General features: G+C 70.6%; 18 protein-coding genes. 14 read left to right on the top strand and 4 right to left on the bottom strand.

Annotated features, from left to right (window positions below):
* The first annotated feature begins 58 nt into the window (after window positions 1-58).
* Window positions 59-961 carry an ABC transporter ATP-binding protein gene (locus H4N58_RS15380; protein ID WP_167251720.1) on the top strand — a complete coding sequence of 301 codons (903 nt, stop codon included), beginning with the start codon at window positions 59-61 and terminating at the stop codon, window positions 959-961.
* On the top strand, window positions 958-2,073 hold the full coding sequence (locus H4N58_RS15375; protein ID WP_208322427.1) for an ABC transporter permease: 1,116 nt from the start codon (window positions 958-960) through the stop codon (window positions 2,071-2,073). The genes H4N58_RS15380 and H4N58_RS15375 overlap by 4 nt, the downstream gene beginning before the upstream one ends.
* A gap of 86 nt (window positions 2,074-2,159) precedes the next feature.
* On the opposite strand, the gene H4N58_RS15370 is transcribed toward H4N58_RS15375, so the two are convergent.
* From H4N58_RS15370 to H4N58_RS15355, 4 genes are read right to left on the bottom strand one after another with little or no spacing between them, the layout of a single operon-like run.
* The gene (locus H4N58_RS15370) at window positions 2,160-4,163 is read right to left on the bottom strand and encodes a hypothetical protein (RefSeq protein ID WP_182397104.1); all 2,004 of its coding nucleotides are present in this window, start codon (window positions 4,161-4,163) and stop codon (window positions 2,160-2,162) included.
* A 60-nt stretch (window positions 4,164-4,223) separates the two neighbouring features.
* On the bottom strand, window positions 4,224-4,982 hold the full coding sequence (locus tag H4N58_RS15365) for an amino acid ABC transporter ATP-binding protein (RefSeq protein ID WP_167005106.1): 759 nt from the start codon (window positions 4,980-4,982) through the stop codon (window positions 4,224-4,226).
* Window positions 4,982-5,806 (bottom strand): amino acid ABC transporter permease, encoded by an 825-nt coding sequence (locus tag H4N58_RS15360; protein WP_167005103.1) that lies wholly within the window; start codon window positions 5,804-5,806, stop codon window positions 4,982-4,984. The genes H4N58_RS15365 and H4N58_RS15360 overlap by 1 nt, the downstream gene beginning before the upstream one ends.
* A gap of 24 nt (window positions 5,807-5,830) precedes the next feature.
* Window positions 5,831-6,667 (bottom strand): transporter substrate-binding domain-containing protein, encoded by an 837-nt coding sequence (locus tag H4N58_RS15355; protein ID WP_167005100.1) that lies wholly within the window; start codon window positions 6,665-6,667, stop codon window positions 5,831-5,833.
* 204 nt (window positions 6,668-6,871) lie between these two features.
* Here H4N58_RS15355 and H4N58_RS15350 point away from each other — a divergent pair, with 204 nt between their 5' ends.
* From H4N58_RS15350 to H4N58_RS15295, 12 genes are all read left to right on the top strand, one after another.
* Complete coding sequence (locus H4N58_RS15350; RefSeq protein WP_167005097.1) at window positions 6,872-7,777, top strand: NAD(P)H-binding protein; 906 nt, start codon at window positions 6,872-6,874, stop codon at window positions 7,775-7,777.
* The gene (locus H4N58_RS15345) at window positions 7,774-8,514 is read left to right on the top strand and encodes a CPBP family intramembrane glutamic endopeptidase (protein ID WP_208322943.1); all 741 of its coding nucleotides are present in this window, start codon (window positions 7,774-7,776) and stop codon (window positions 8,512-8,514) included. The genes H4N58_RS15350 and H4N58_RS15345 overlap by 4 nt, the downstream gene beginning before the upstream one ends.
* A 146-nt stretch (window positions 8,515-8,660) precedes the next feature.
* On the top strand, window positions 8,661-11,339 hold the full coding sequence (locus H4N58_RS15340) for a M14 family zinc carboxypeptidase (RefSeq protein WP_167251721.1): 2,679 nt from the start codon (window positions 8,661-8,663) through the stop codon (window positions 11,337-11,339).
* Window positions 11,340-11,410: 71 nt separating this feature from the next.
* Complete coding sequence (locus H4N58_RS15335) at window positions 11,411-12,124, top strand: GAP family protein (RefSeq protein ID WP_167251722.1); 714 nt, start codon at window positions 11,411-11,413, stop codon at window positions 12,122-12,124.
* A 67-nt stretch (window positions 12,125-12,191) separates the two neighbouring features.
* Window positions 12,192-13,112, top strand: coding sequence for a polysaccharide pyruvyl transferase family protein (locus tag H4N58_RS15330; protein ID WP_167251723.1), 921 nt, complete (start codon window positions 12,192-12,194; stop codon window positions 13,110-13,112).
* Window positions 13,113-13,338: 226 nt separating this feature from the next.
* Complete coding sequence (locus H4N58_RS15325; RefSeq protein ID WP_167251762.1) at window positions 13,339-14,646, top strand: ABC transporter substrate-binding protein; 1,308 nt, start codon at window positions 13,339-13,341, stop codon at window positions 14,644-14,646.
* Window positions 14,646-15,407, top strand: coding sequence for an ABC transporter ATP-binding protein (locus tag H4N58_RS15320; protein ID WP_167251724.1), 762 nt, complete (start codon window positions 14,646-14,648; stop codon window positions 15,405-15,407). Before H4N58_RS15325 ends, H4N58_RS15320 begins: the two co-directional genes overlap by 1 nt.
* Window positions 15,404-16,132, top strand: a complete 729-nt coding sequence (locus H4N58_RS15315) for an ABC transporter ATP-binding protein (protein WP_167005082.1) — start codon at window positions 15,404-15,406, stop codon at window positions 16,130-16,132. Before H4N58_RS15320 ends, H4N58_RS15315 begins: the two co-directional genes overlap by 4 nt.
* A gap of 4 nt (window positions 16,133-16,136) precedes the next feature.
* Complete coding sequence (locus tag H4N58_RS15310) at window positions 16,137-17,003, top strand: branched-chain amino acid ABC transporter permease (RefSeq protein ID WP_167251725.1); 867 nt, start codon at window positions 16,137-16,139, stop codon at window positions 17,001-17,003.
* Window positions 17,004-17,049: 46 nt separating this feature from the next.
* Window positions 17,050-18,108 (top strand): branched-chain amino acid ABC transporter permease, encoded by a 1,059-nt coding sequence (locus H4N58_RS15305; protein ID WP_208322944.1) that lies wholly within the window; start codon window positions 17,050-17,052, stop codon window positions 18,106-18,108.
* A complete protein-coding gene (locus H4N58_RS15300) occupies window positions 18,105-19,217 on the top strand; it encodes an NAD(P)-dependent alcohol dehydrogenase (protein ID WP_167005076.1) in 1,113 nt (370 codons plus the stop codon). Before H4N58_RS15305 ends, H4N58_RS15300 begins: the two co-directional genes overlap by 4 nt.
* Entirely contained in the window at window positions 19,214-20,569 is a 1,356-nt protein-coding gene (locus tag H4N58_RS15295; protein WP_167251726.1) for an amidase, read from the top strand. The genes H4N58_RS15300 and H4N58_RS15295 overlap by 4 nt, the downstream gene beginning before the upstream one ends.
* Window positions 20,570-20,585: the final 16 nt, after the last annotated feature.

Below are 20,585 nucleotides of genomic sequence, written 5' to 3'. Positions count from 1 at the left end.
GTCCCTTGCTCTATGGTTCATTACTTCAGTAATGAACCAATGATCAGAGGGTGGAGACATGGGGCTGAGAGTCGAGGCGCACGACCTCGTCAAGAAGTACGGCGAGGTACGTGCTGTCGACGGGATCACCTTCACCGTTGAGCCCGGGGAGTTCTTCGGACTCCTCGGGCCCAACGGTGCGGGCAAGACGACGACGCTGGAGATCCTGGAGGGCCTGCGCCGACCCGACGGGGGCCGGGCTCTCGTCGACGGGATGGACCCGGCGCGTCGCGACCCGCGGATCCTCGGGCGGATGGGGGTGCAGCTGCAGGCCTCGGCGTTCTTCGAGAAGCTGAGCGCGCGTGAGCAGCTCGACACGTTCGGCGCGTTGTACGGTGCGCCTGCCACGCGTACCGGCGAGCTGTTGGAGCTCGTCGGACTGACGGAGCAGGCGGCGATCCAGGCCGACAAGCTGTCCGGTGGCCAGAAGCAGCGGCTGTCCATCGCGTGCGCGCTCGTCAACGATCCCGATCTCGTCTTCCTCGACGAGCCGACGGCGGCGCTCGATCCGCAGGCGCGGCGCAACCTGTGGGACGTCCTCGCGCGCCTCAACGAGTTGGGGCGGACAGTCGTGCTCACGACGCACTACATGGACGAGGCGGAGATCCTGTGTGATCGGGTCGCGATCGTCGACCGCGGAAAGATCCTCTCGATCGACTCCCCGGCCGCGCTCGTACGAGGCCTCGACCTGCCCGTGCAGATCAGCCTCGCGCCGGGCACGCTCACCCCCGAGCAGGCCGCCGCCCTCCCGGGTGTGGAGTCCGCCGCGCTCGAGCAGTCCGCCGTACGGGTCTCGACCCGCCGGCCGGCGCTCGTCCTCACCGCCCTGGCCGAGCGTGATGCCCTCGAGGGCCTTTCGGTACGAGGCGCCACCCTCGAGGACGTCTTCCTCGACCTGACCGGACGGGAGTACCGCGCATGAGCGCCCCCACCACCGAGCGTCCGGCGAAGGCTGCCGCGGCACCCAGCCGCGGCCGGCCCTTCCGCAGCCTCGCGATCGCCATGGTCAAGGGATTCCTGCGTGACCGGATGGCGCTGTTCTGGGCCGTGGTCTTCCCGCTGATGTTCCTCTTCCTCTTCGGCGGTCTGCTCGGCGACGCCAGCGTCCCCCGCAGCGACGTCATCCAGGTCGGTGCCGTGCCGCTCCTGGACGACGCCGATGCGGCGACGCAGGCAGCGATCGACGAGACCCTCGACATCGAGGACGGCGACGACCGTGACGCGGCGATCGCCGAGGTCCGCAAGGGCGATGCCGACGCCGTCGTCACGATGGACGGCGACTCCCTCGTGCTGTGGTACTCGGCGGCCGACCAGGTCACCGCCGGCATCGTCCAGGGCACCTTCAACAACATCGTCCAGGCGGCCAACGCCGCCGCGTCGGGCCAGCCGCCGACGTACACGCTGGCGCCGGAGCAGGTCGAGGACGAGTCGCTCAGCGCGATCCAGTTCTTCACCCCGTCACTGCTCGGCTGGGCGATCGCGATGGGCGCGACGTTCGGGGCGGCCGCCAACCTCGTGCTGTGGCGACGCAACGGGCTGCTGCGCAGGCTCAGGCTGTCGCCGGTCCCGACCTACGCGGTGGTGGGCGCCCGGGTGGTGACCGCGCTGATGCTCGCCGGGATCCAGATGGTGATGTTCCTCGTCCCCGCGGTCGCGTTCATGGGGCTGGAGCTGACGGGCTGGTGGTGGATCTCGGTGCCGTTGCTCGCGGCGGCGACGCTCGCGTTCCTTGCGCTCGGCCTGCTCATCGGTTCGTTCAGCAAGACCGAGGAGGGGGCGACGGGCGCGGCGAACTTCGTCATCTTGCCGATGGCGTTCCTGTCGGGCTCGTTCTTCCCGCTGGACGGGGCTCCGGCGTGGATCGTGGCGCTCTCGAACGTGCTCCCGCTCAAGTGGGTCAACCAGGGCATGCTCGACGTGATGGTGCGCGGCGAGGGGCCGTCGGCCGTCGTCGTGCCGATCCTCGCGCTGCTCGCCTTTGCACTGGTGCTCGGAGCGCTCGCGACGCGGTTGTTCCGCTGGGAGAAGGCCTGAACCTAGCCGGAGTTGCGGACGCCGAGCCACGCCTCTTCGGTTGGCTCGGTGTCCGCAACCTTGGCTTGGTGAGCGTGCCGCGCCCGTCAGGGGGCGTCGTCGGAGTCCGTGGGCTCGCTCGGGCCGTTCGGGCGGGGCGCGCCGTTGCGCGGCGCCTCTGTACGGGGGCGCAGCGGGAACACTTGCGCGTCCTCTCCGAGGTCACGCGGGCCCGGCGGCTCGAGATAGCTCGGGTGCGTCGGACCCTGGTTCGGGTCGTACGCGATGTCGTACGCCGTCGGCACACCGGGCTGGTGAGCCTCGCGGGCGCGTCGAGCGCGACGGCGTGCCAGTGCGTCGCCCTCTTCGCGGAGCCGGTCTTCCTCGGACTTCGGGGCAGGCTCCGGGGCGTTGGGCACGGAGTCGAACCTGATCGCCGGATACTCGGCCGTCGGCAGCTCGTCCTCGTCGAGCGGCGGCAGCGGCGGCAGCGGGGCAATGTGTGCGAGCGCCGCCTGCGACCCGGTTGTGTCCGGCCGCGAGTCGTCGAAGACCGGGAGGTCGAAGCGTGTCTCCTCCTGCGCGCGTGCGAGCCGGTACGCCGCCTCGGTGTCCGCGATCCCCGCGAGCGGGTTGCCGCGCGGCATGGGATCGACCGAGGACAGCCGGACCTCGCTCGGCGGAGCCGGAGGCTCGGGATCGTCGTCCTGAGGCTCGGGCTCGGGCGCGGGCGCGGGATCCGGCGGCGGTGCCGGAGCAGGGGTGGGGACGGGGGTGGGCACCGGCCCGCTCCCGGTCACGGGCACGGTCGGCTCGTCGTCCGGCCCCTTGACCGGGACGTTCGCGCGTCGGCGGCCGGCGGGTCGTAAGGGCTCCGGCTCGGGCTCCACCACGAATGCCGGCTCGGGCTCCGGGGCGGGCTCGGGCGCTCGCTCTGGTTCGACCTCAGCCGCGGGTTCGGGCTCAGGTTCGGGTTCGGGCTCGGGCTCGAACACAGGCTCCGGCTCCGGCTCTGCCGCAGGCTCCGGCTCTGCCGCAGGCTCCGGCTCCGGCTCGGGTTCGACCTCAGCCGCGGGCTCGGGTTCGGGCACCGCTTCGGCCACGGGCTCGGCCACGGCTTCGGGCTCTGGCTCGGGTTCGACGTCAGCTGCGGGTTCCGGCTCGGGCACCGGTTCAACCGCGGGCTCCGGGTCGGGTTCGACCGGGGGCTCCGGCTCCGGTTCCGGGTCGACCGCGGGCTCGGGTTCGACCTCAGCCGCGACCTCGACCGCGACCTCGATCTCCGGCTCGTCGACATCGAGATCCGAGTCGTCGTGCTCCCGCGCCTGGGTGGCCAGCCGCTCGGCCTCGACTGCGAGCCGCTCGGCCGAAGCGGTCGCCCGTGCCGCCAGGGCCGCGACGAGCTCGTCCTCGTCCGGGCGCAGCATCTCGAGGCGCCGCTCGACCTCGCTGCGAACGCTCGGGTGAACACGGCCCGTGAAGCGGTCGTCGAGGTAGGACGGGCGGTCGGGCGCGTCGGACAGCCGCTCGTCCTCGCGGTGCAGCTTCAGCTCGAAGGTGGCGAGTTCGGTGTACGGGTCGAGCACGTCGGCGACCTCGTCGTCGAGGAGCCGGCCGTCCGCGGGCTCGACGTGACCGAGCTGACGCGCGCGGCGCTCCTCGATGATCGCCAGCTGGTCGCGCGCGAGCTCCAGCCCGTTGCGCAGGCGCTCGACGTACGACGCCATGGACGCGACGACCGAGACGGCGTCGGCGACCTCCTTCTCGGTGGCGAGCTGGCGCGCCAGTGCCGTACGGGCGAGGTCGTCGAAGACCGCGGCGCCACTGATGTTGCCCTCGATGCGCAGCTCCGAGGCGTGGTAGGCCGCGGTGGCCGCCTGGACGCCCCAGTCGTCGGCGGTCTGCTGGTCCTCGGCCCGGTCGTGCTCGGTCAGACGCTTCGCCGCGAGCGCACTCGCGAGCGTGTCCTCGGCCTCGGCGATCGTCGTCGCGAACGCCCGAGCAAGGGCGAGGAAGAGCGACTCCGGATCGGCGGAGTCGTCGATCAGCGTCGAGACGTCGGCCTGCGCGAGTGCGGTCACGCGGCCGAGAACGGACTGCTTCTCAGCCATGCTTCGTCTCAGCCATGCAGGGTCCTCCCAGGAGTCTGTCGAGGGTCGACTATCTCGCAATCAGCTCGGGCTGACGTGCGTGGGGTCGAGGACACGGCGCAGGAACTCCTTCGTGCGAGGCTCCTTCGGGCTCCCGATGACATCGTGCGGGGTGCCCTGCTCGACGATCACTCCACCGTCCATGAAGACGACACGGTCGGCAACCTCGCGCGCGAACGCCATCTCGTGCGTGACCACCAGCATTGTCATGCCCTCCTCGGCCAGCTTGCGCATGACCGTGAGGACCTCGCCCACCAGCTCCGGGTCGAGCGCCGAGGTGGGCTCGTCGAAGAGCATGAGGTTGGGCGCCATCGACAGCGCGCGGGCGATCGCGACGCGCTGCTGCTGCCCGCCCGACAGCTTCGCCGGGTAGGCGTCGTGCTTGTCGGTGAGCCCCACGCGGTCGAGGTTCTCCTCGGCGATCTTGCGGGCTTCCTTCTTGCCCCGCTTGAGCACCGTCTGCTGGGAGACCATGCAGTTGCTCAGCGCCGTGTGGTGCGGGAACAGGTTGAAGCTCTGGAACACCATGCCGATGTGCCGGCGGGCGGCGTCGATGTCGCAGTCGGGATCGGTGAGGTCCTCGCCGGCGACGAGGACCGTGCCGCTGCTCGGCTCCTCCAGCAGGTTGACACAGCGCAGCAGCGTCGACTTGCCGGAGCCCGACGGACCGATCACGCAGACCACCTCGCCGGGGGCGACCTCGAAGTCGATCCCGCGCAGGACGTGGTTGTCGCCGAAGGACTTGTGCAGGTCGCGGATCTCGACGAGTGCGTCGGACATCAACGTGCCTTTCCTGCGTTGGCCTCGAGCCGGCGGACCAGCATCGAGAGCGGGAGAGTGATGATGAGGTACGCGATGCCGGCGACGACCAGTGGCGTCACGTTGACGTTCTGGTTCGCCAGCTCGCGTCCGAACTTCGTGAGCTCGTAGTGCTCCTTGGACAGCCCGATGATGTAGACCAGCGACGAGTCCTTGACCAGCAAGATCAGCTCGTTGGTCAACGGCGGCAGCATCGTACGGAACGCCTGCGGGAGGACGACCTTGCGCATCGCCTGGCTGGACGTCATGCCGAGCGAGCGGGCGGCTTCGACCTGGCCCTTGGGGACGGCCTGGATGCCGCCGCGGATCGTCTCCGCGAGATAGGCGCTGCCGACGATGCCGAGGGCGAGCCAGACCGTGCCGTACGGGTCCCATGGGATGCGCATGCCCGGGAAGGCCAGCGGCAGCAGCGTGAAGACGAGGAAGACGATCAGCGCGGGCAGGCCGCGGAAGAACTCGATGTAGATGGTGGCGATCCACCGGTACGGGCCGATCTGCGAGAGCCGCATGATCGCGAAGATCGTACCGACGACGATGCCGAAGACGAAGGCGCCGAGGGTGTAGACGATCGTGTTGAAGAGCGCGTGGCCGAGCCCGCTCGTGATCGTCTTCTCGACGAGGTCGGGCCGGAAGAAGACGTCCTTGATCTGAGGCCAGTCCGCGAACAGCACGGCGGCGGCGATGAGCAGGACGAGGACGGTGTACTGGACGGCCCGGATCCGCTGAGCCCGCTTGCGCGGGCTCAGCGGACGACGGGTCGGAGCCAAGTCGGTGGGGGTGCTCATGGCTCCCTTACTGTGCCAGACGGATCAACGGGTCGACGGCTTGGTGCCGAAGTACTTCTCGTAGATCTCGTCGTATGTGCCGTCTTCCTTGGCGGTCGCGAGGACCTCGTTGAGGCGCTCGATGATCTTCTCGCCGTTGGCGTCCTTGGCCGCCGGGAAGCCGTACTGCTCGCCCGTGTCGAACTCCGTCGTCACCGCGGTGTCGGGGTTGTCCTTGGCGAAGTCGAACAGCACGCCGTTGTCGTTGATCGCGGCGTCGATCGAGCCCGCCTTGACGGCGTTGGCCTGCAGCGCCATGTCCTCGAACGTGACGACGCTGTAGCCGTTGGCCTCGGCGTTCTCCTCGGCGTACATCGCGCCGGTGGTGTCCGTCTGGACGCCGATCTTCTTGCCCTTGAGCGCCGAGAGGTCCTCGATGCCCGAGTCGGCCTTGACGAGCAGGGCCTGGGTGGCGTCGAAGTACGGGTCGGAGATCGCGAGTGCACCGGCACGCTCGTCGGTGATCGTCATGGCGCCCATGCCGACGTCGCACTTGCCGGCCTTGAACGCGGCGCCGGAGGTGATCTGGGCCCAGTCGATGTCGACGACCTTGTGGTCGATGCCCATGTCGTCGGCCAGCAGCGCGAGCAGGTCGGTGTCGAAGCCGACGACCTCATCGCTGTCGTCGCGGTACTGGAACGGCTTGTAGGGAAGGTGCGTGCAGATCGTGAGCGTGTCGCCCTCCACGATCTTGATGCCGTCGACCTCCTTGCTCGCGTCGTCGCTGTCGTCACCGCCACAGGCGGCCATCGAGACGGTGAGCGCGAGTGCTCCGGCAGCGGCGGCGAACGCCCTGCTGAGGCCTCGTCCGGTGACCTTCATCGAAGTTGCTCCTTGAGCTCTGAGGGTTCACGAGACTGATCTCTCGTGAGGCTGATCTCGTAACGAAGGGGATGGTGCCACAAGAAGAGCACGAGATTGTTACGACGCCCAGAGATCGTTCTCGAAGGGTTACGGACGGCGACGAGCGTGCCGGTGCCCGTTAATCCATGATCGAAGGCAGGGTGCCAACCAGGGGAGGGCGCGATGCGTGTACTCGTGACGGGAGCCACGGGATTCATCGGGCGCAGACTTGTCCCGTCGCTGGTGGCGGACGGGCACGAGGTGCTCGCGATGACCCGTCGGCCCGACGCGTACGAGGGCGAGGGGACGGCCGTCTTCGGCGACGTGCACGACGCCGCCTCCCTGTCGCCCGCCCTGGAGGGCGTGGAGTCGGCGTACTACCTCGTCCACTCCCTCGGATCGGAGGACTTCGTCCGGCGTGATGCGCAGGCGGCGCGCGCGTTCGGTGAGGCGGCGGCCGCGGCCGGGGTCTGGCGCATCGTCTACCTGGGCGGGCTCGGCGACGACAGCGACGAACTCTCTCCCCATCTGCGCAGCCGGCGCGAGGTCGAGGGCCTGCTGGCGGAGGGCGGCGTCCCGGTCACGACGCTGCGTGCGGGGATCGTCGTCGGTCACGGCGGCATCTCGTGGGAGATGACGCGTCAGCTCGTCGAGCACCTGCCGGCGATGGTGACGCCGCGCTGGGTGAGCACACGGACGCAGCCGATCGCCGTGGACGACGTGATCCGCTACCTCGTCGGAGTGCTGAGCCTGCCCGAAGGCACCGACCGGGCGTACGAGATCGGCGGCCCGGACGTCCTCGCGTACGCGGCGATGATGCGCCGCCTCGCCGACATCGAGGGGCGCCATCCGGTGATCCTCCCGGTCCCGCTGCTCAGTCCGGGGCTCTCGGCGCTGTGGCTCGCCCTCGTCACCGACGTCGACACGCGGACGGGGCGTTCGCTGGTGGGCTCGATGGTCAACGAGGTCGTGGTCCGCGACGACGCCATCCGCGAGGTGGTGCCGTTCGAGCCGCTCGCGTACGACGAGGCGGTACGGCGGGCGCTCGCCGAGCGCGCCCGGGAGCAGGAGGACGGTGGGTCCTCGTGAGCGGCGGGGGACGGTGGGACCGTGTCCGCGCCCTGCTGCCGCGTGGGCTCGGGTACGTCGCCCCGGCCGCCGTCCCTGAGCCCGCGGAGGTGGTCCGTCGGCGTCGCCGTACGGTCGCCGCCGTGGGCGTCGCTGGTGCGGGCCTGCTCGGGGTGTCGCTCTCGACACGACCCGACTCGCCACAGTTCTACGGCCTGACCCTGGCGACGGCGGCGACCTGGACGACGGGCGCGCTAGCCTCGGGTCCCCTACACCGGGGCTGGATCGAACGCCCGGACGCGCCGCAGCGGCGTCCCGTCGTGGTGCCGGTGTTCACCGGGGTCGGCGCGTTCGGCTGCTTCTGCGCCGGTGCGCTGGTGGCGCAGCGCATCCCGGTCCTCGACGCGGCCGTGCGGCGGGTGCTGCGCTTCGCCGAGGGCAGCCCGCCGCTGGTCGTGCTCACAACCCTCGCGAACGGTGCCGCCGAAGAGCTGTTCTTCCGCGGCGCTCTGTACGAGGCGGTGGGGCAGCGCCACCCCGTCCTCGTCTCGACCCTCGCCTACACCGCGACCACCGCCTCCTCCCGCAACCCGTCGCTCACGCTGGCCGGTGCGGTGATGGGGACACTGTTCGGGCTCCAGCGACGCGCCACCGGCGGGGTCCAGGCGTCGACGCTGACCCACCTCACGTGGTCGGCGCTGATGCTGCGGTTCCTGCCGGCGCTGTTCCGGCGGCGCCGTTTCGGAGACGTTTCCTGACCGGACACCCGGTGAAGACCTGAATTCACCCCGCAGAGAGCACTCGCCGTCGGCGCGATTTCGCGGCAGAATCGGCCTATCCGTGCCGACGTGTCGTACGTCACAACGCGTCACACCGGCTCCGTCCCCTCCGGAGAGGATCCCCCGTGCGACACCTCCGCGTAGTCGGCCTCGCGGCGAGCGCCTCGCTCGTCGCGACCGCCCTGATGACGGCCCCCGCCGTCGCCGACCCGTCCCCTGTCTCCCCGTTCACCGAACGCTCGGCCAAGGAGCCGGCCGCCGCGGGCTCGCTCACCGCCAAGGCCGCGCGCAAGGCCGCGTCCGGCGAGGTCGCCGGCGACCCGCTGCGGATGCCGACGTCGTACCCGTACCAGCCGACGCTGAAGGTCTTCCCCGAGGCCGATCCCGACGCCGCCGACAGCGGCGACATGGTCCGGTACGACGACATCGCGCCGACCCTGAACGCGCTGATGGCGCAGTCGGACCGGATCTCAGCCCAGGTCGTCGGCCAGTCGACGCAGGGCCGCGACCTCTACCTCGTCACGGTCACCGCGCCCGAGAACCGCCGCGAGACCGCCCAGCAGACCGCGTGGCGCGACGAGATCAAGCAGGACCCGAAGGACGCCGCGAAGGACAGGCGCCTGGCACGGGACTACAAGACGCCGATCTGGATCAGCTCCAACATCCACGGCAACGAGTGGGAGGGCACGGACGCCTCCCTCCAGTACATCGAGCAGCTCGTGACCGCGCCCGAGAGCGAGGTCGGCGACCTCCTTGACGGACACCGGCTCTACTTCAGCCTCACGCTGAACCCCGACGGCCGGACGATCGGACAGCGGCCGACGGCGGTGAACCTCGACGCGAACCGCGACATGATCACCAACACGACGCCGGAGTCGACGTCGTTCATCAAGACCGCCGAGGCCGTCCAGGCGCTGTACGCCGCCGACTTCCACGGCTACACGAGCGTGCTGCAGATCGAGCCCTGCGGCCCGCCGCACGGCGACGACTACGAGTACGACCTCTTCATCCCGCACGCGTACGCGCTGTCCCTGCAGGTGGAGAAGGACGTGGTCGAGGCGCAGATCCCCGGCAACACCTACTACGACGTGACCACCGGCCGCGTCGTCCCGGAGGTCACTGGTCCGGAGAACGCGCACATCAAGATCCCGTACCGCGACACCCCGTCGGGCTGGGACGACTTCCCGCCGGTGTTCACCGCTCAGTACGCGGCGTTCTCCGGCGCGGTCACCGCGACCGTCGAGCTGCCGAAGTCGCGGCCGAACAGCAGCACCCAGACCCCGGCGAACGCCGTCATCAACACGGCGGTCGCACTCAAGACCATGCAGAGCCTCGTCGACTACGTGGAGAACAACGACGCCGCGATGCTCTCCGACCAGATCGAGTTCTTCCGCCGGGCGTCGGTCGGCGCCCCGCGCGAGGCGCTGACGACCGCGACCATCGCCGACGTCCCGGGCCCGCAGGAGTGGAAGGACGAGTGGGACGTCGCCGACGACCAGAACCCGGTGTCGTACCCGCGGGCGTTCGTGATCCCCATCGACGACGACCAGCGTTCGGTCTCTGACGCCCGTACGCTCGTCCGCGCGCTGCGCCTGCACGGCATCGAGGTCGGCCGGCTCGACCGCTCGGAACGGCTCGGCCGCACGACCTTCCGCAAGGGCACGTACGTCGTCGACCTGCACCAGCCCAAGCGCAACCTCGCGCACGCGCTGCTCGCTCCGGGAGCCGACATCTCGGCGAAGTTCCCGAGCATGTACGACATCTCGGCGTGGAGCTGGGGCTTCCTCTGGGGTGCTGACGTCGAGCCGGTCGGCACGACCGGAGTGGGAAGGCTGCCGAAGCTCCGGCCCGTCAGCGGCGACGCCGACGGCGACGTCCCGTCGAAGCGCGCGTACGTGACCTTCGACCTCGCCGGCGTCAACGACTACCGGGCGCTCAACGCGCTGCTCGAGGACGGCGTCGCCGTGTCGCAGCTCGCGGACGGCTCTGCCGTGGTTGGGTCCGACCGCGCCTCGTACGACGCGGTCGAGGACGTCGCCGAGGAGCTCGACGTCGACTTCGAGAAGGCCACCTCCGCGGAGGTGCGCCAGCTGAGCGACGGTACGGCCAAGGGGCTCGACGACCTGACGATCGGCTACACCGGCAACCAGGACGACCTGCTGTCGCTGACCCAGCTCGGGTTCGACGACCTGGTCCCGCTCACCGCCGCGACGCTCACGGCGACGCCGTCGCTGCTCGTCGACGTCGACGTGCTGTGGCTCGGGTCGGCGCTGAGCTTCAACGAGAGCCAGGCTGCGGGCGGCGCTGCCGTGACGGCATACGTCGACGCGGGCGGCAGCATCGTCGGTCGCGGCGCCGGCGCCTTCAACACGGCGCGGACCTTCGGCCTCGTCACGGGGACGGCGGTCGCCGGCAACGGCTCCGGCAACGGGATCGTCGCCGTCGACACCGTGGCCGCGGGCGTCCTGGCGCCGTACGCGCAGGCCCACTCGTTCGTCTATCCCGCGACGTGGTTCACGGGGCTGGGGGCAGAGGTCACGGTGGAGCAGACGTTCGACGCCACGACGCCGCTGATCGCCGGGCACTGGCGGCGCGGCGGTGCCGGCGGGACCACGCCGAACGGTCCGCAGGACGCCGCGGGCCAGCCGGCGGTCGTCTCGGCCGAAGCGGCGTCGGGCGCGAAGGCGTTCGTCTTCGGCACCTCGGTGTTCTTCCGGACGCACCCCAAGGGCGGGCAGAGCCAGGCGGCACGCGGCCTGTTCTGGGCAGCGCCCGAAGGTGAAGGCGTCGCGGCGCCGAGGTAGGACGACAGATCGAGCACCCGGGGCGGGTCGGTGGCCGGTGAGGGCCGCCGACCCGCCCTAGGCTGTGAGCGATGCTCGCCCTCGTACTCTCCGCGGCCGGGACCGTCCTCGGTCTCGTGATGCTGGGGCTCGCGACGGGGTTCAGCCCGACGCTGATCGCCCTCCAGGTCGCCGTGCTCGGGCGGAGCGGGCGGGTGGCGCGCCAGGGCCTGGTCGTGGCAGGCGGTGTGGCCACGGGCGCCGTCGCGCTCACCGTGCTCTTCCAGCTCGCCAACCCCGAGACGTGGGCTCGCGTGCTGCAGGGCAAGGTCGAGTCGCTCTTCGTGGAGCAGACCTTCGACGAGATTGCCGGCGTACTGTTCGTCATCGCCGGGATCTGGGTGCTTCGCCGCCGGGAGCAGTCCGACGACGACCTCCCCGAGCCGCGCGTCGCCTCGAAGGAGCTGGCGCGCCCGCGAGAGCTCTTCGGGTTCGCGGCGGTCAACACCGTGGTGAGCGTGAGTGGTGCGGCAGCGACGTACCTGGTCGTCCGGATCGCTCGCGAGGGCGACTCGCCCGTCCTGGTTCAGGTGCTCGTGTACGTCGGGTTCGCGGCGGCGGCGGCGCTGCCGTACCTGCTGATGCTGTGGGCGCGCGTGCGCGTGCCCCAGCTCGCGGTCTATGTCGACCGGGTGGTCGCCTGGGTGCGGTCGCGCAGCTGGCGCAGGCTCGGCGGGTGGTCCCTGATCGTCGTCGGGACGTTCCTCATCGTGGCGGCGGCGACCCGCTACTTCGGACGCGGGTGACGGTGCACGTGGCCCGTCACGGCACGGGCGCTTTGTCCAGCGGATCGGTACGGATACGCTGACGACCATGCCCAGCCAGGTCGTCACCGCCTCCGGCCCCCGTACGACGCTCCGGAAGCGTGTCCACACCCGCCTCGGCCGACGCCGCACGTCACCGTCTGCGTTGTCGGCGATCGCGGGGGAGTACGAGGTGGCGAGCGACCTCATCGAGCAGAACGGTGCGCTGCCGCTCACGTGGTGGGTGCGCGCTCCCAACTTCGGTGACCTGCTCTCCCCGTGGCTGATCGGCAAGATGACCGGCCGCCAGGTCGTGTTCGCCGACAAGTCGCGTCCGCACTACATCGCGGTCGGTTCGATCCTCAAGCGGGTCTCGCCACAGTCGATCGTCTGGGGGTCCGGCTCGTTCGGCAACGAGAATCGCGACCAGCTCGTGCCCGAGGCGACCTACACGGCCGTCCGCGGGCCGCTGTCGCGGGCGCGTCTGCTCGACGTCGAGGCGAAGGTCCCGGAGGTGTACGGCGACCCGGCCCTGCTGACTCCGCTGTACTTCCGCCCGAAGGTGAAGAAGACCCACGACATCGGCATCGTCGCCCGCTGGTCGGAGAAGCGCTGGGCTGAGGCTCAGCTCGGGCCCGGGGTGAAGCTGATCGACCTCGGCACCGACGACGTCGAGGGCGTGCTCCGCGAGATCATGAGCTGCCGCCAGATCGTGACGGCCTCGCTGCACGGGCTGGTCATCGCCGACGCGTACGGCATCCCCAACGCGTGGGTGCTCTCGCGTACGGCGGCGGGCGGCGAGTTCAAGTACCTCGACTACTTCGCGAGCGTCGACAAGTTCCGCCTGCCGCAGGGCCTCAAGATCAAGGGCCGCGAGGTCACTGTCGCCTACCTGCGCAGCCGCCTGGACTTCGATGCCCGTCCGATCACGTTCGACTTCCGCAGGCTGCTCGACGCCTGCCCCTTCATGGAGCGCCGACCCACCGCCTGACGCCTTCCCCTTGCCACGTTCTCGTGGCAGGTGCGCACCGCCCTCGGCAGATCTGCCGAGGGCGGTCGTCGTGTAGCCACTTGACGATTCGTGCAGGGACACCGCTCGGCCCTTCCGGGGAGATCCACGTCACAGCTATGTTCGCTCTCGCTACATGTGTTCGATCTACGAACACATTCGGCGGACAACGTCACCGCTGGTCGGTCGCGCATCAAGGAGAACCCTCATGGACAACACCCCCGGGACCGGCTTCTCGCGCCGGTCATTCCTCCAGACCGTCGGCATGGGTGCCGTCGCGCTCGGTGGCAGTTCGGTGCTCTCGGCCTGCGGGGGCCTGAAGGGAACCGGTTCCTCGGCCAGCGACGTGCTCAAGATCGGGCTGGTATCGCCACAGACCGGCCCCCTCGCCAGCTTCGCGTCGTCGGACTCGTTCGTCGTCAAGCAGATGAACGAGGCGCTGCGCAAGGGCTTCACCGCCGGCGGCAAGAAGCGGACGATCGAGATCGTCGTCAAGGACACCCAGTCGAACGCGACCCGTGCCACCGAGGTGACGCAGCAGCTCATCAACAGCGACAAGGTCGACCTCATCGTCGGCTCCGGCACTCCTGACACGACCAACCCCGTCGCCGACCAGTGCGAGGCCTCGGGCGTCCCGAACGTGACGACGATCGCGCCCTGGGAGGCGTGGTTCCACGGCCGCAACGGCACGCCGGGCGAAGGCTTCCAGTACACAACGCTGTTCTTCTTCGGCATGGACCAGTTCGCCGAGTGCTTCTTCCCGATGTGGGAACGCATGGGCGTCGAGTCCAAGGACGTCGCCGCGCTCTGGCCCGACGACACCGACGCCAACGCGTTCCGCGACGGCCTCGGCGCGGCGATGAAGGAGCAGGGCTGGAACCCGATCGACGGCGGCAAGTACCAGAACGGCGCCGCCGACTTCAGCGCCCAGATCGCGAAGTTCAAGAAGTCCGGCGCGGAGCTCTTCACCACCACGCCGATCCCTCCCGACTTCCAGACGTTCTGGAAGCAGGCGCAGCAGCAGGACTTCCGCCCGAAGCTCGCGACCGTCGCGAAGGTCATGCTCTTTCCCGCCGAGGCCGAAGCCCTCGGCCAGCTCTCGAACAACATCGCGACCGACATCTGGTGGAGCCCGTCCCACCCGTACACCTCGAGCATCGACGGGACGACGAGCAAGGAGCTCGCCACGGCGTTCGCCAAGGACACGGGCAACCAGTGGACGCAGGCGCTCGGGTCGGTCTACTCGCTGTTCGAGATCGCCGTCGAGGCGTTCAAGAAGGCCGACGACCCGAAGGACAAGGACGACGTCGCGGAGAAGCTGCGCACCATGTCCTACACCGGCATGAGCGGTCCGCTCGACTTCACCAAGGGGCCGGAGCCGGGCATCGCGATCCAGCACCCGGTCGGCGGTCAGTGGCGTCCCGGCACCGAGTTCGACTGGGACATCTCGATCGTCGACAACTCGGCCAACACCGAGGTGCCGGTCGGCGGCGATCTCGAGCCGACCAACGCCTGATGGTCCCCGCGCAGACCGCCTCGCCGCTGCTGCGTCTCGACGACCTGTCCAAGAGCTTCGGGCAGGTCGTCGTGGCCGACGGCCTCGACCTCGTCGTCGGTACGGGGGAGACGCTCGGGATCGTCGGACCGAACGGTGCGGGCAAGACCTCGCTCTTCGCGATGATCTCCGGCGACCTCGCCCCCGACTCCGGACGCGTCGTGCTCGAGGGCGTCGACGTCACGGCGATGGCGCCCCACCGTCGCGCGCGTGCCGGCCTCGGGCGGACGTACCAGATCCCGCGGCCCTTCGAGGGCATGACGGTGTTCGAGAACGTCCTCGTCGCGGCGACCGAGGCCGCGGGCCTGCGTGGCCGGGCGGCGGCCGACGCGGCGATGGAGGTCCTCGAGCGTGCCGGGCTGCTCCCGGTGGCCAACACGCGTGGCGGCGCGCTGACGCTGCTGCAGCGCAAGCGCCTCGAGGTCGCCCGCGGGCTTGCCGCTGCGCCGAAGGTGCTGCTGCTCGACGAGGTCGCCGGCGGCCTCACCGAGCCGGAGGTCGTGGAGCTCGTCGCGCTCGTCCGAGCCGTCAACGCCTCGGGCGTCGCGATCGTCTGGATCGAGCACGTCGTCCATGCGCTCACCGCGACCGTCGACCGTCTTGCGTGCCTGGCGGGCGGACGCCTGGTCGCCGACGGCGAGCCGTCCGCGGTCCTGGCAGACCCGACCGTCCGCGAGCTCTACCTGGGCCACGCGGTGACCGTCGAAGGAGACGTCGCATGAGCGAGGACACCCTGCTCTCCGTACGAGGCCTGTGCGTGGAGCACGGACAGCTCCAGGCGCTGCGCGACTTCGACCTCGACGTCCGCGAGGGCGAGAAGGTCGCCGTCATCGGCGCGAACGGCGCCGGCAAGTCGACGCTGCTCCGTACGCTCGCCGGTGTCCTGCGGCCGTCGCGCGGCACGATCAGCCTCGTCGGCACCGACATCACGACGGTGCCGACGCACCAGCGTGTCGAGCAGGGGATCGCGATGGTGCCTGAGGGGCGGCGGCTGTTCCCCTCGCTGAGCCTGGAGGAGAACCTCCTCACCGGCCAGTACCGCAGGCGGCCCGGCGCATGGGACCTGGACGCGATCTATGCGCTCTTCGACTGGATGCCCGACCGGCGGCACCAGTCGTCGATGCAGCTGTCCGGCGGTCAGCAGCAGGCGGTCGCGATCGGCCGTGCGCTCATGGCGAACCCGCGGCTGCTGCTCGTCGACGAGCTGTCGCTCGGTCTCGCCCCGGTCGTCGTGCAGCGCATCTACGAGGCGCTCGCCGAGATCGTCCGCAGCGGCTGCGCGGTCCTGCTGGTCGAGCAGGACGTCAGCCAGGCGATGGCCGTCGCCGACCACGTCCACTGCCTGCTCGAAGGGCGCACCGTCCTGTCGGGGGCGCCGAGCGAGCTCGCGCTGCCCGACGTCGAGGCGGCGTACTTCGGCATCGACTCCAGTCCGAAGGCGGGTTGACCCGATGGACCTCCTCAACGCCGTGACGCAGGGCATTTTGCTCGGCGGCCTGTACGCCCTGTTCGCCTGCGGTCTTTCGGTGATGTTCGGGGTGATGCGGATCGTGAACCTCGCGCACGGCGACCTCGCGATCGCCGCCTCGTTCCTCGCGTTCGTCCTGGTCAGTGCGACGTTCCTCCCGCTGTGGATGGTGGTCGTGGTGACGATCCCGCTGTTCGCGCTCATCGGGTACGGCACGCAGCGGGTCCTCTTCCAGCGCAGCCTGAAGGCAGGCCCGCTCGCTACGCTGCTCGTCACGTTCGGCCTGTCGATCGTGCTCCAGAACGCGTTGCTGCAGATCTTCTCCGCCGACACCCGCACGCTCGACGCGGGTGCGCTCGCGACCGGCGCGCTGCAGGTCGGCGAGATCTCGCTGTCGTACCTCGGGATCCTCGGAGTCGTCGCCGCCCTCGGCTCGATCATCGCGATCCAGCTCTTCCTCAGCCGCAGCCGCAACGGCCGCATCATGCGCGCCGCCTCTGACGACCCGGAGACCGCGGCGCTGGTCGGCGCGAACTCGCGCCACGTCTACGGCATCGCCACCGCGATCGCGTTCGGCACGGTGGCGCTGGCGGGGATGATCTTCGCGATGCGCTCGTCGTTCGACCCGGCGCTCGGGCCGTCCCGGCTGATCTTCGCGTTCGAGGCGGTCGTGATCGGCGGGCTCGGCTCGCTGTGGGGCACGCTCGCCGGCGGTCTCATCCTGGGGATGACGCAGAGCATCGTCGCCCTGTACGACCCGTCGAGCGCCGTGCTCGCGGGGCACCTGGTGTTCCTCGCGGTGCTGGCGTTCCGGCCGCAGGGCATGATCCCGAAGCGGGCGATGGCATGAGTACGAGGAGCGAGGCACCGCAGTGCTCATGCGAAAGGAGCAGGGCATGAGCACGCTGATGGCGCACCCGGGCGCACCGAAGGCCGTCGTACGGCGCTCCGCCCGCTCCTCGCGATGGACGGTGCTCGCGCTCGGCGCCCTCGTCGTGCTGCTGGCCGCGTTGCCGTTCCTCGTCTTCGAGAGCGTGACGAGCAGCCTGTTCATGCTGTTCGTGTACGTCGTGATCGCGAGCATGTGGAACCTCCTCGCCGGGTTCGGCGGCATGGTCTCGGTCGGGCAGCAGGCGTTCATCGGCGTCGGCGCCTACACGGTCGTCGCGCTCGCCGACCAGGGCCTCTCGCCGTTCCTCGCGCTCGTGTTCGCGGCCCTCACGGCGGCGATCCTGGCGATCCCGACGTCCTGGCTCGCGTTCCGGCTGCGCGGCGACTACTTCGCCGTGGGCACGTGGGTGATCGCGGAGGTCTACCGGCTCGTCGTGATCAAGATCGACGCGCTCGGCGGCCCGAGCGGCCGTCCGTTGACCGGCATGAGCACCGTCGATCAGACCCTGCGTGCCGCGTTCATCTACTGGTCCGCACTCGGCGTCGCGATCCTCACCGTCGCTGCCTGCTACTGGCTGCTGCGCGGTCGCGTGGGCCTCGCGCTGACGGCGGTCCGTGACGACCACGTGGCCGCGCGGGCCAGCGGCGTGGACGTCGCCCGTGCCAAGTACGTCGTCTACCTTGCCTCCGCTGCCGGCTGCGGCGCCGCGGGCGGCCTGCTGGTCATCAACGCGCTCAGCGTCCAGCCCGACGCGATCTTCAGCGTGCAGTGGTCGGCGTACATGATCTTCATCGTCGTCATCGGCGGCATCGGCTATCTCGAGGGCCCGATCGTCGGAGCGGTCGTCTTCTTCGCGCTCCAGCAGCTCCTCGCCGACTCTGGCAGCTGGTACCTCATCGTGCTCGGCGTCCTCGCCGCCGCCTCCGCGATCTGGATGCCGCGCGGGCTGTGGGGCCAGGTCATCGACCGTACGGGCTTCCGGATCTTCCCGGTCGGCTACCACGTCGACCTCACCGCGCTCGAGACGCGCGCCCCCGCCCGTACCCAGGAGAGGACCTCATGAAGATCACTGCCGCGGTCGTCGAGAAGTCCGGTGCGCCGTTCGTGCTCGAGGAGGTCGAGCTGGACCGTCCTGGTGCTGGCGAGGCACTGGTGCGCGTGATCGCGACGGGGCTGTGCCACACCGACGAGATCACCCGGCACGGCGACCTGCCGCAGCCGCTTCCCGGCGTGCTCGGGCACGAGGGCGCCGGGATCGTGGAGGCGGTCGGCGACGGCGTGACGTCGGTGTCGCCCGGCGACCACGTCGTGATCGGCTGGCCGTCGTGCGGCATGTGCGCGCACTGCATCGGCGGCGAGCCGCGCTACTGCGACCGGCTGGGGGAGGCCCTTGTGTCGGGGGCGCGCCTGCTCGGACCGCGCGAAGGCGAGTCCGCACTGCACCGTACGGACGGGTCGGCGCTGTCGAGCCACTTCTTCGGCCAGTCGTCGCTCGCCACGTACGCCCTGACGTGGGCGGACGCGCTCGTCGTCGTCGACAAGGACGTGCCGCTGGAGATCGTCGGGCCGCTGGCCTGCGGCATCTCCACCGGCGCGGGCGCGGTCCTCAACACCGCACGCCCAGCGATGGGCGACTCGCTCGTCGTGTACGGGGTTGGGGCCGTCGGTCTCTCCGCGGTGATGGCCGCCCGCTGCACGCCGGCGACGACGATCATCGCGGTGGACAAGCACCGGTCTCGACTCGACCTGGCGCTGTCCTTCGGCGCCACCCACACTCTCGACGCGAGCGAGGACGTGGTCGCGCAGGTCCACGAGATCTGCGGCGGCCCGGCGACGTTCGCGCTGGAGTGCACCGGTGTCGTCCCGGTCGTCCGTCAGGCCGTCGACTCGGTCGGGATGCTCGGGACCTGCATCCTCATCGGCGGCGCCCCGGCCGGCGCGGAGTTCGCGATCGACCACCTCACGACGCTGTGGGGCAAGCGCATCATCGGCGTCCTCGGCGGCGGGGCGACCAGCCGCCAGGTGATCCCGGCCCTGCTCGCGCTGCGTGCCCAGGGACGCTTCCCGTACGACCGGCTCGTCGAGTACTTCGCGCTCGACCAGATCGAGGACGCGATCGCCGCGAGCCTGTCGGGCGAGGCGATCAAGCCGGTCGTGTGCATGCCGCGATGAACCCGTCAGCACGCGACGACGACCTCCTCGCGCTCGACCTGGTCGCGGCGGCCGGGGCGCTGGCGACGGGCGAGGTGCGTGCCGTCGACCTCGCGCACGCCTACCTGCGACGGATCGCGGAGACCGAGCCAGATCTCAACGCCTACGTCACCGTCGACCGTGGGGCTGCGCTCGCGCAGGCCCGCGCTGCCGACGCCGAGATCGCCGCACGTGGTCCGCGTGGACCGCTGCACGGCATCCCGGTCGGGGTGAAGGACCTCTTCGACATCGCCGGCCTGCGCACCGCGTACGGCTCGGCGCGGTTCGCCGACCACGTCCCACGCGGCGACGCGGCGGCCGTGACGGCGCTGCGGACGGCGGGTGCGGTCGTCCTCGGCAAGCAGGCGACTCACGAGTTCGCGTGGGGCGGACGCACCGACAGCCCGCACTTCGGGCCGACGCGCAACCCGTGGGCGCACGACCGCATCCCTGGTGGCTCGTCGGGTGGTGGCGGCGCATCGGTCACCGCGCGCAGCAGCCTGCTCGCGCTCGGCTCCGACACCGCCGGCAGCGTGCGCATCCCCGCAGCGCTGTCCGGCTGCGTCGGGCTCAAGCCGACGGCGGGCTGGATGAGCCTCGACGGCGCCTACCCGCTCGCCCCTTCGCTCGACCACGTCGGGCTGCTCGGGCGTACGGCCGCCGACGTCGGCCTCGCGTTCCACGCGCTCGGTGGGCGTACGGTCGCCGGGGACGATCTGTCTGGGCTGCGGGTCGGCTGGCTCGTCGACGCCCAGCCGTCCACGAGCGCCGAGGTCGCGCAGGTGGCCGCCGCCTCGCGCACGGTCGCCGCCGGGTTCGCCGAGGTGGTCGACGTGGCCGTGCCCGATGTCGCCGCGCGGACCGAGGCGATCCTCACCCTCGTCCGGCACGAGGCCGAGCAGGTGCACCGTACGGCCTTCGCCGACGCGCCTGCCTCGTACGGGCCCGACCTCGCCGCCCTGCTGGAGCTCGGTCCGGTCGCCGACGCCGACCTGGCGCGTGCTCGGGAGGTCGTGACGCGCACGCGTGCGTGGTGCGAGGCGGCGCTGCGCGACGTCGACGTCTTCGTGGGTCCGACCGTCCCCGTCGTCGCGCCACGCATCGGCGCGCAGGAGATCGACGTCGCGGGCCGTGCCTGGCCGGTCGAGCTCGTCCTCACGCGCTTCACCTCGCTCGCGAACGCGACGGGGGCGCCGGCGGCGTCCGTCCCCGTGGGCACCGTCGACAGGCTGCCGGTCGGCCTCCAGGTGATCGGCCGGGCGGGTGCGGAGGCGGTGGTGCTCGCGGTGGCCGACCGGCTGGGCGTACCGGCTGCTCCCTGGCAGCCGGCCTGACCTCGCGGTCGCGAAA

Source organism: Mumia sp. ZJ1417 (assembly GCF_014127285.1).
Classification (GTDB): Bacteria; Actinomycetota; Actinomycetes; order Propionibacteriales; family Nocardioidaceae; genus Mumia.
Note: the sequence above shows the minus strand (reverse complement) of the source record. Positions and strands in the feature narration are given on the sequence as shown.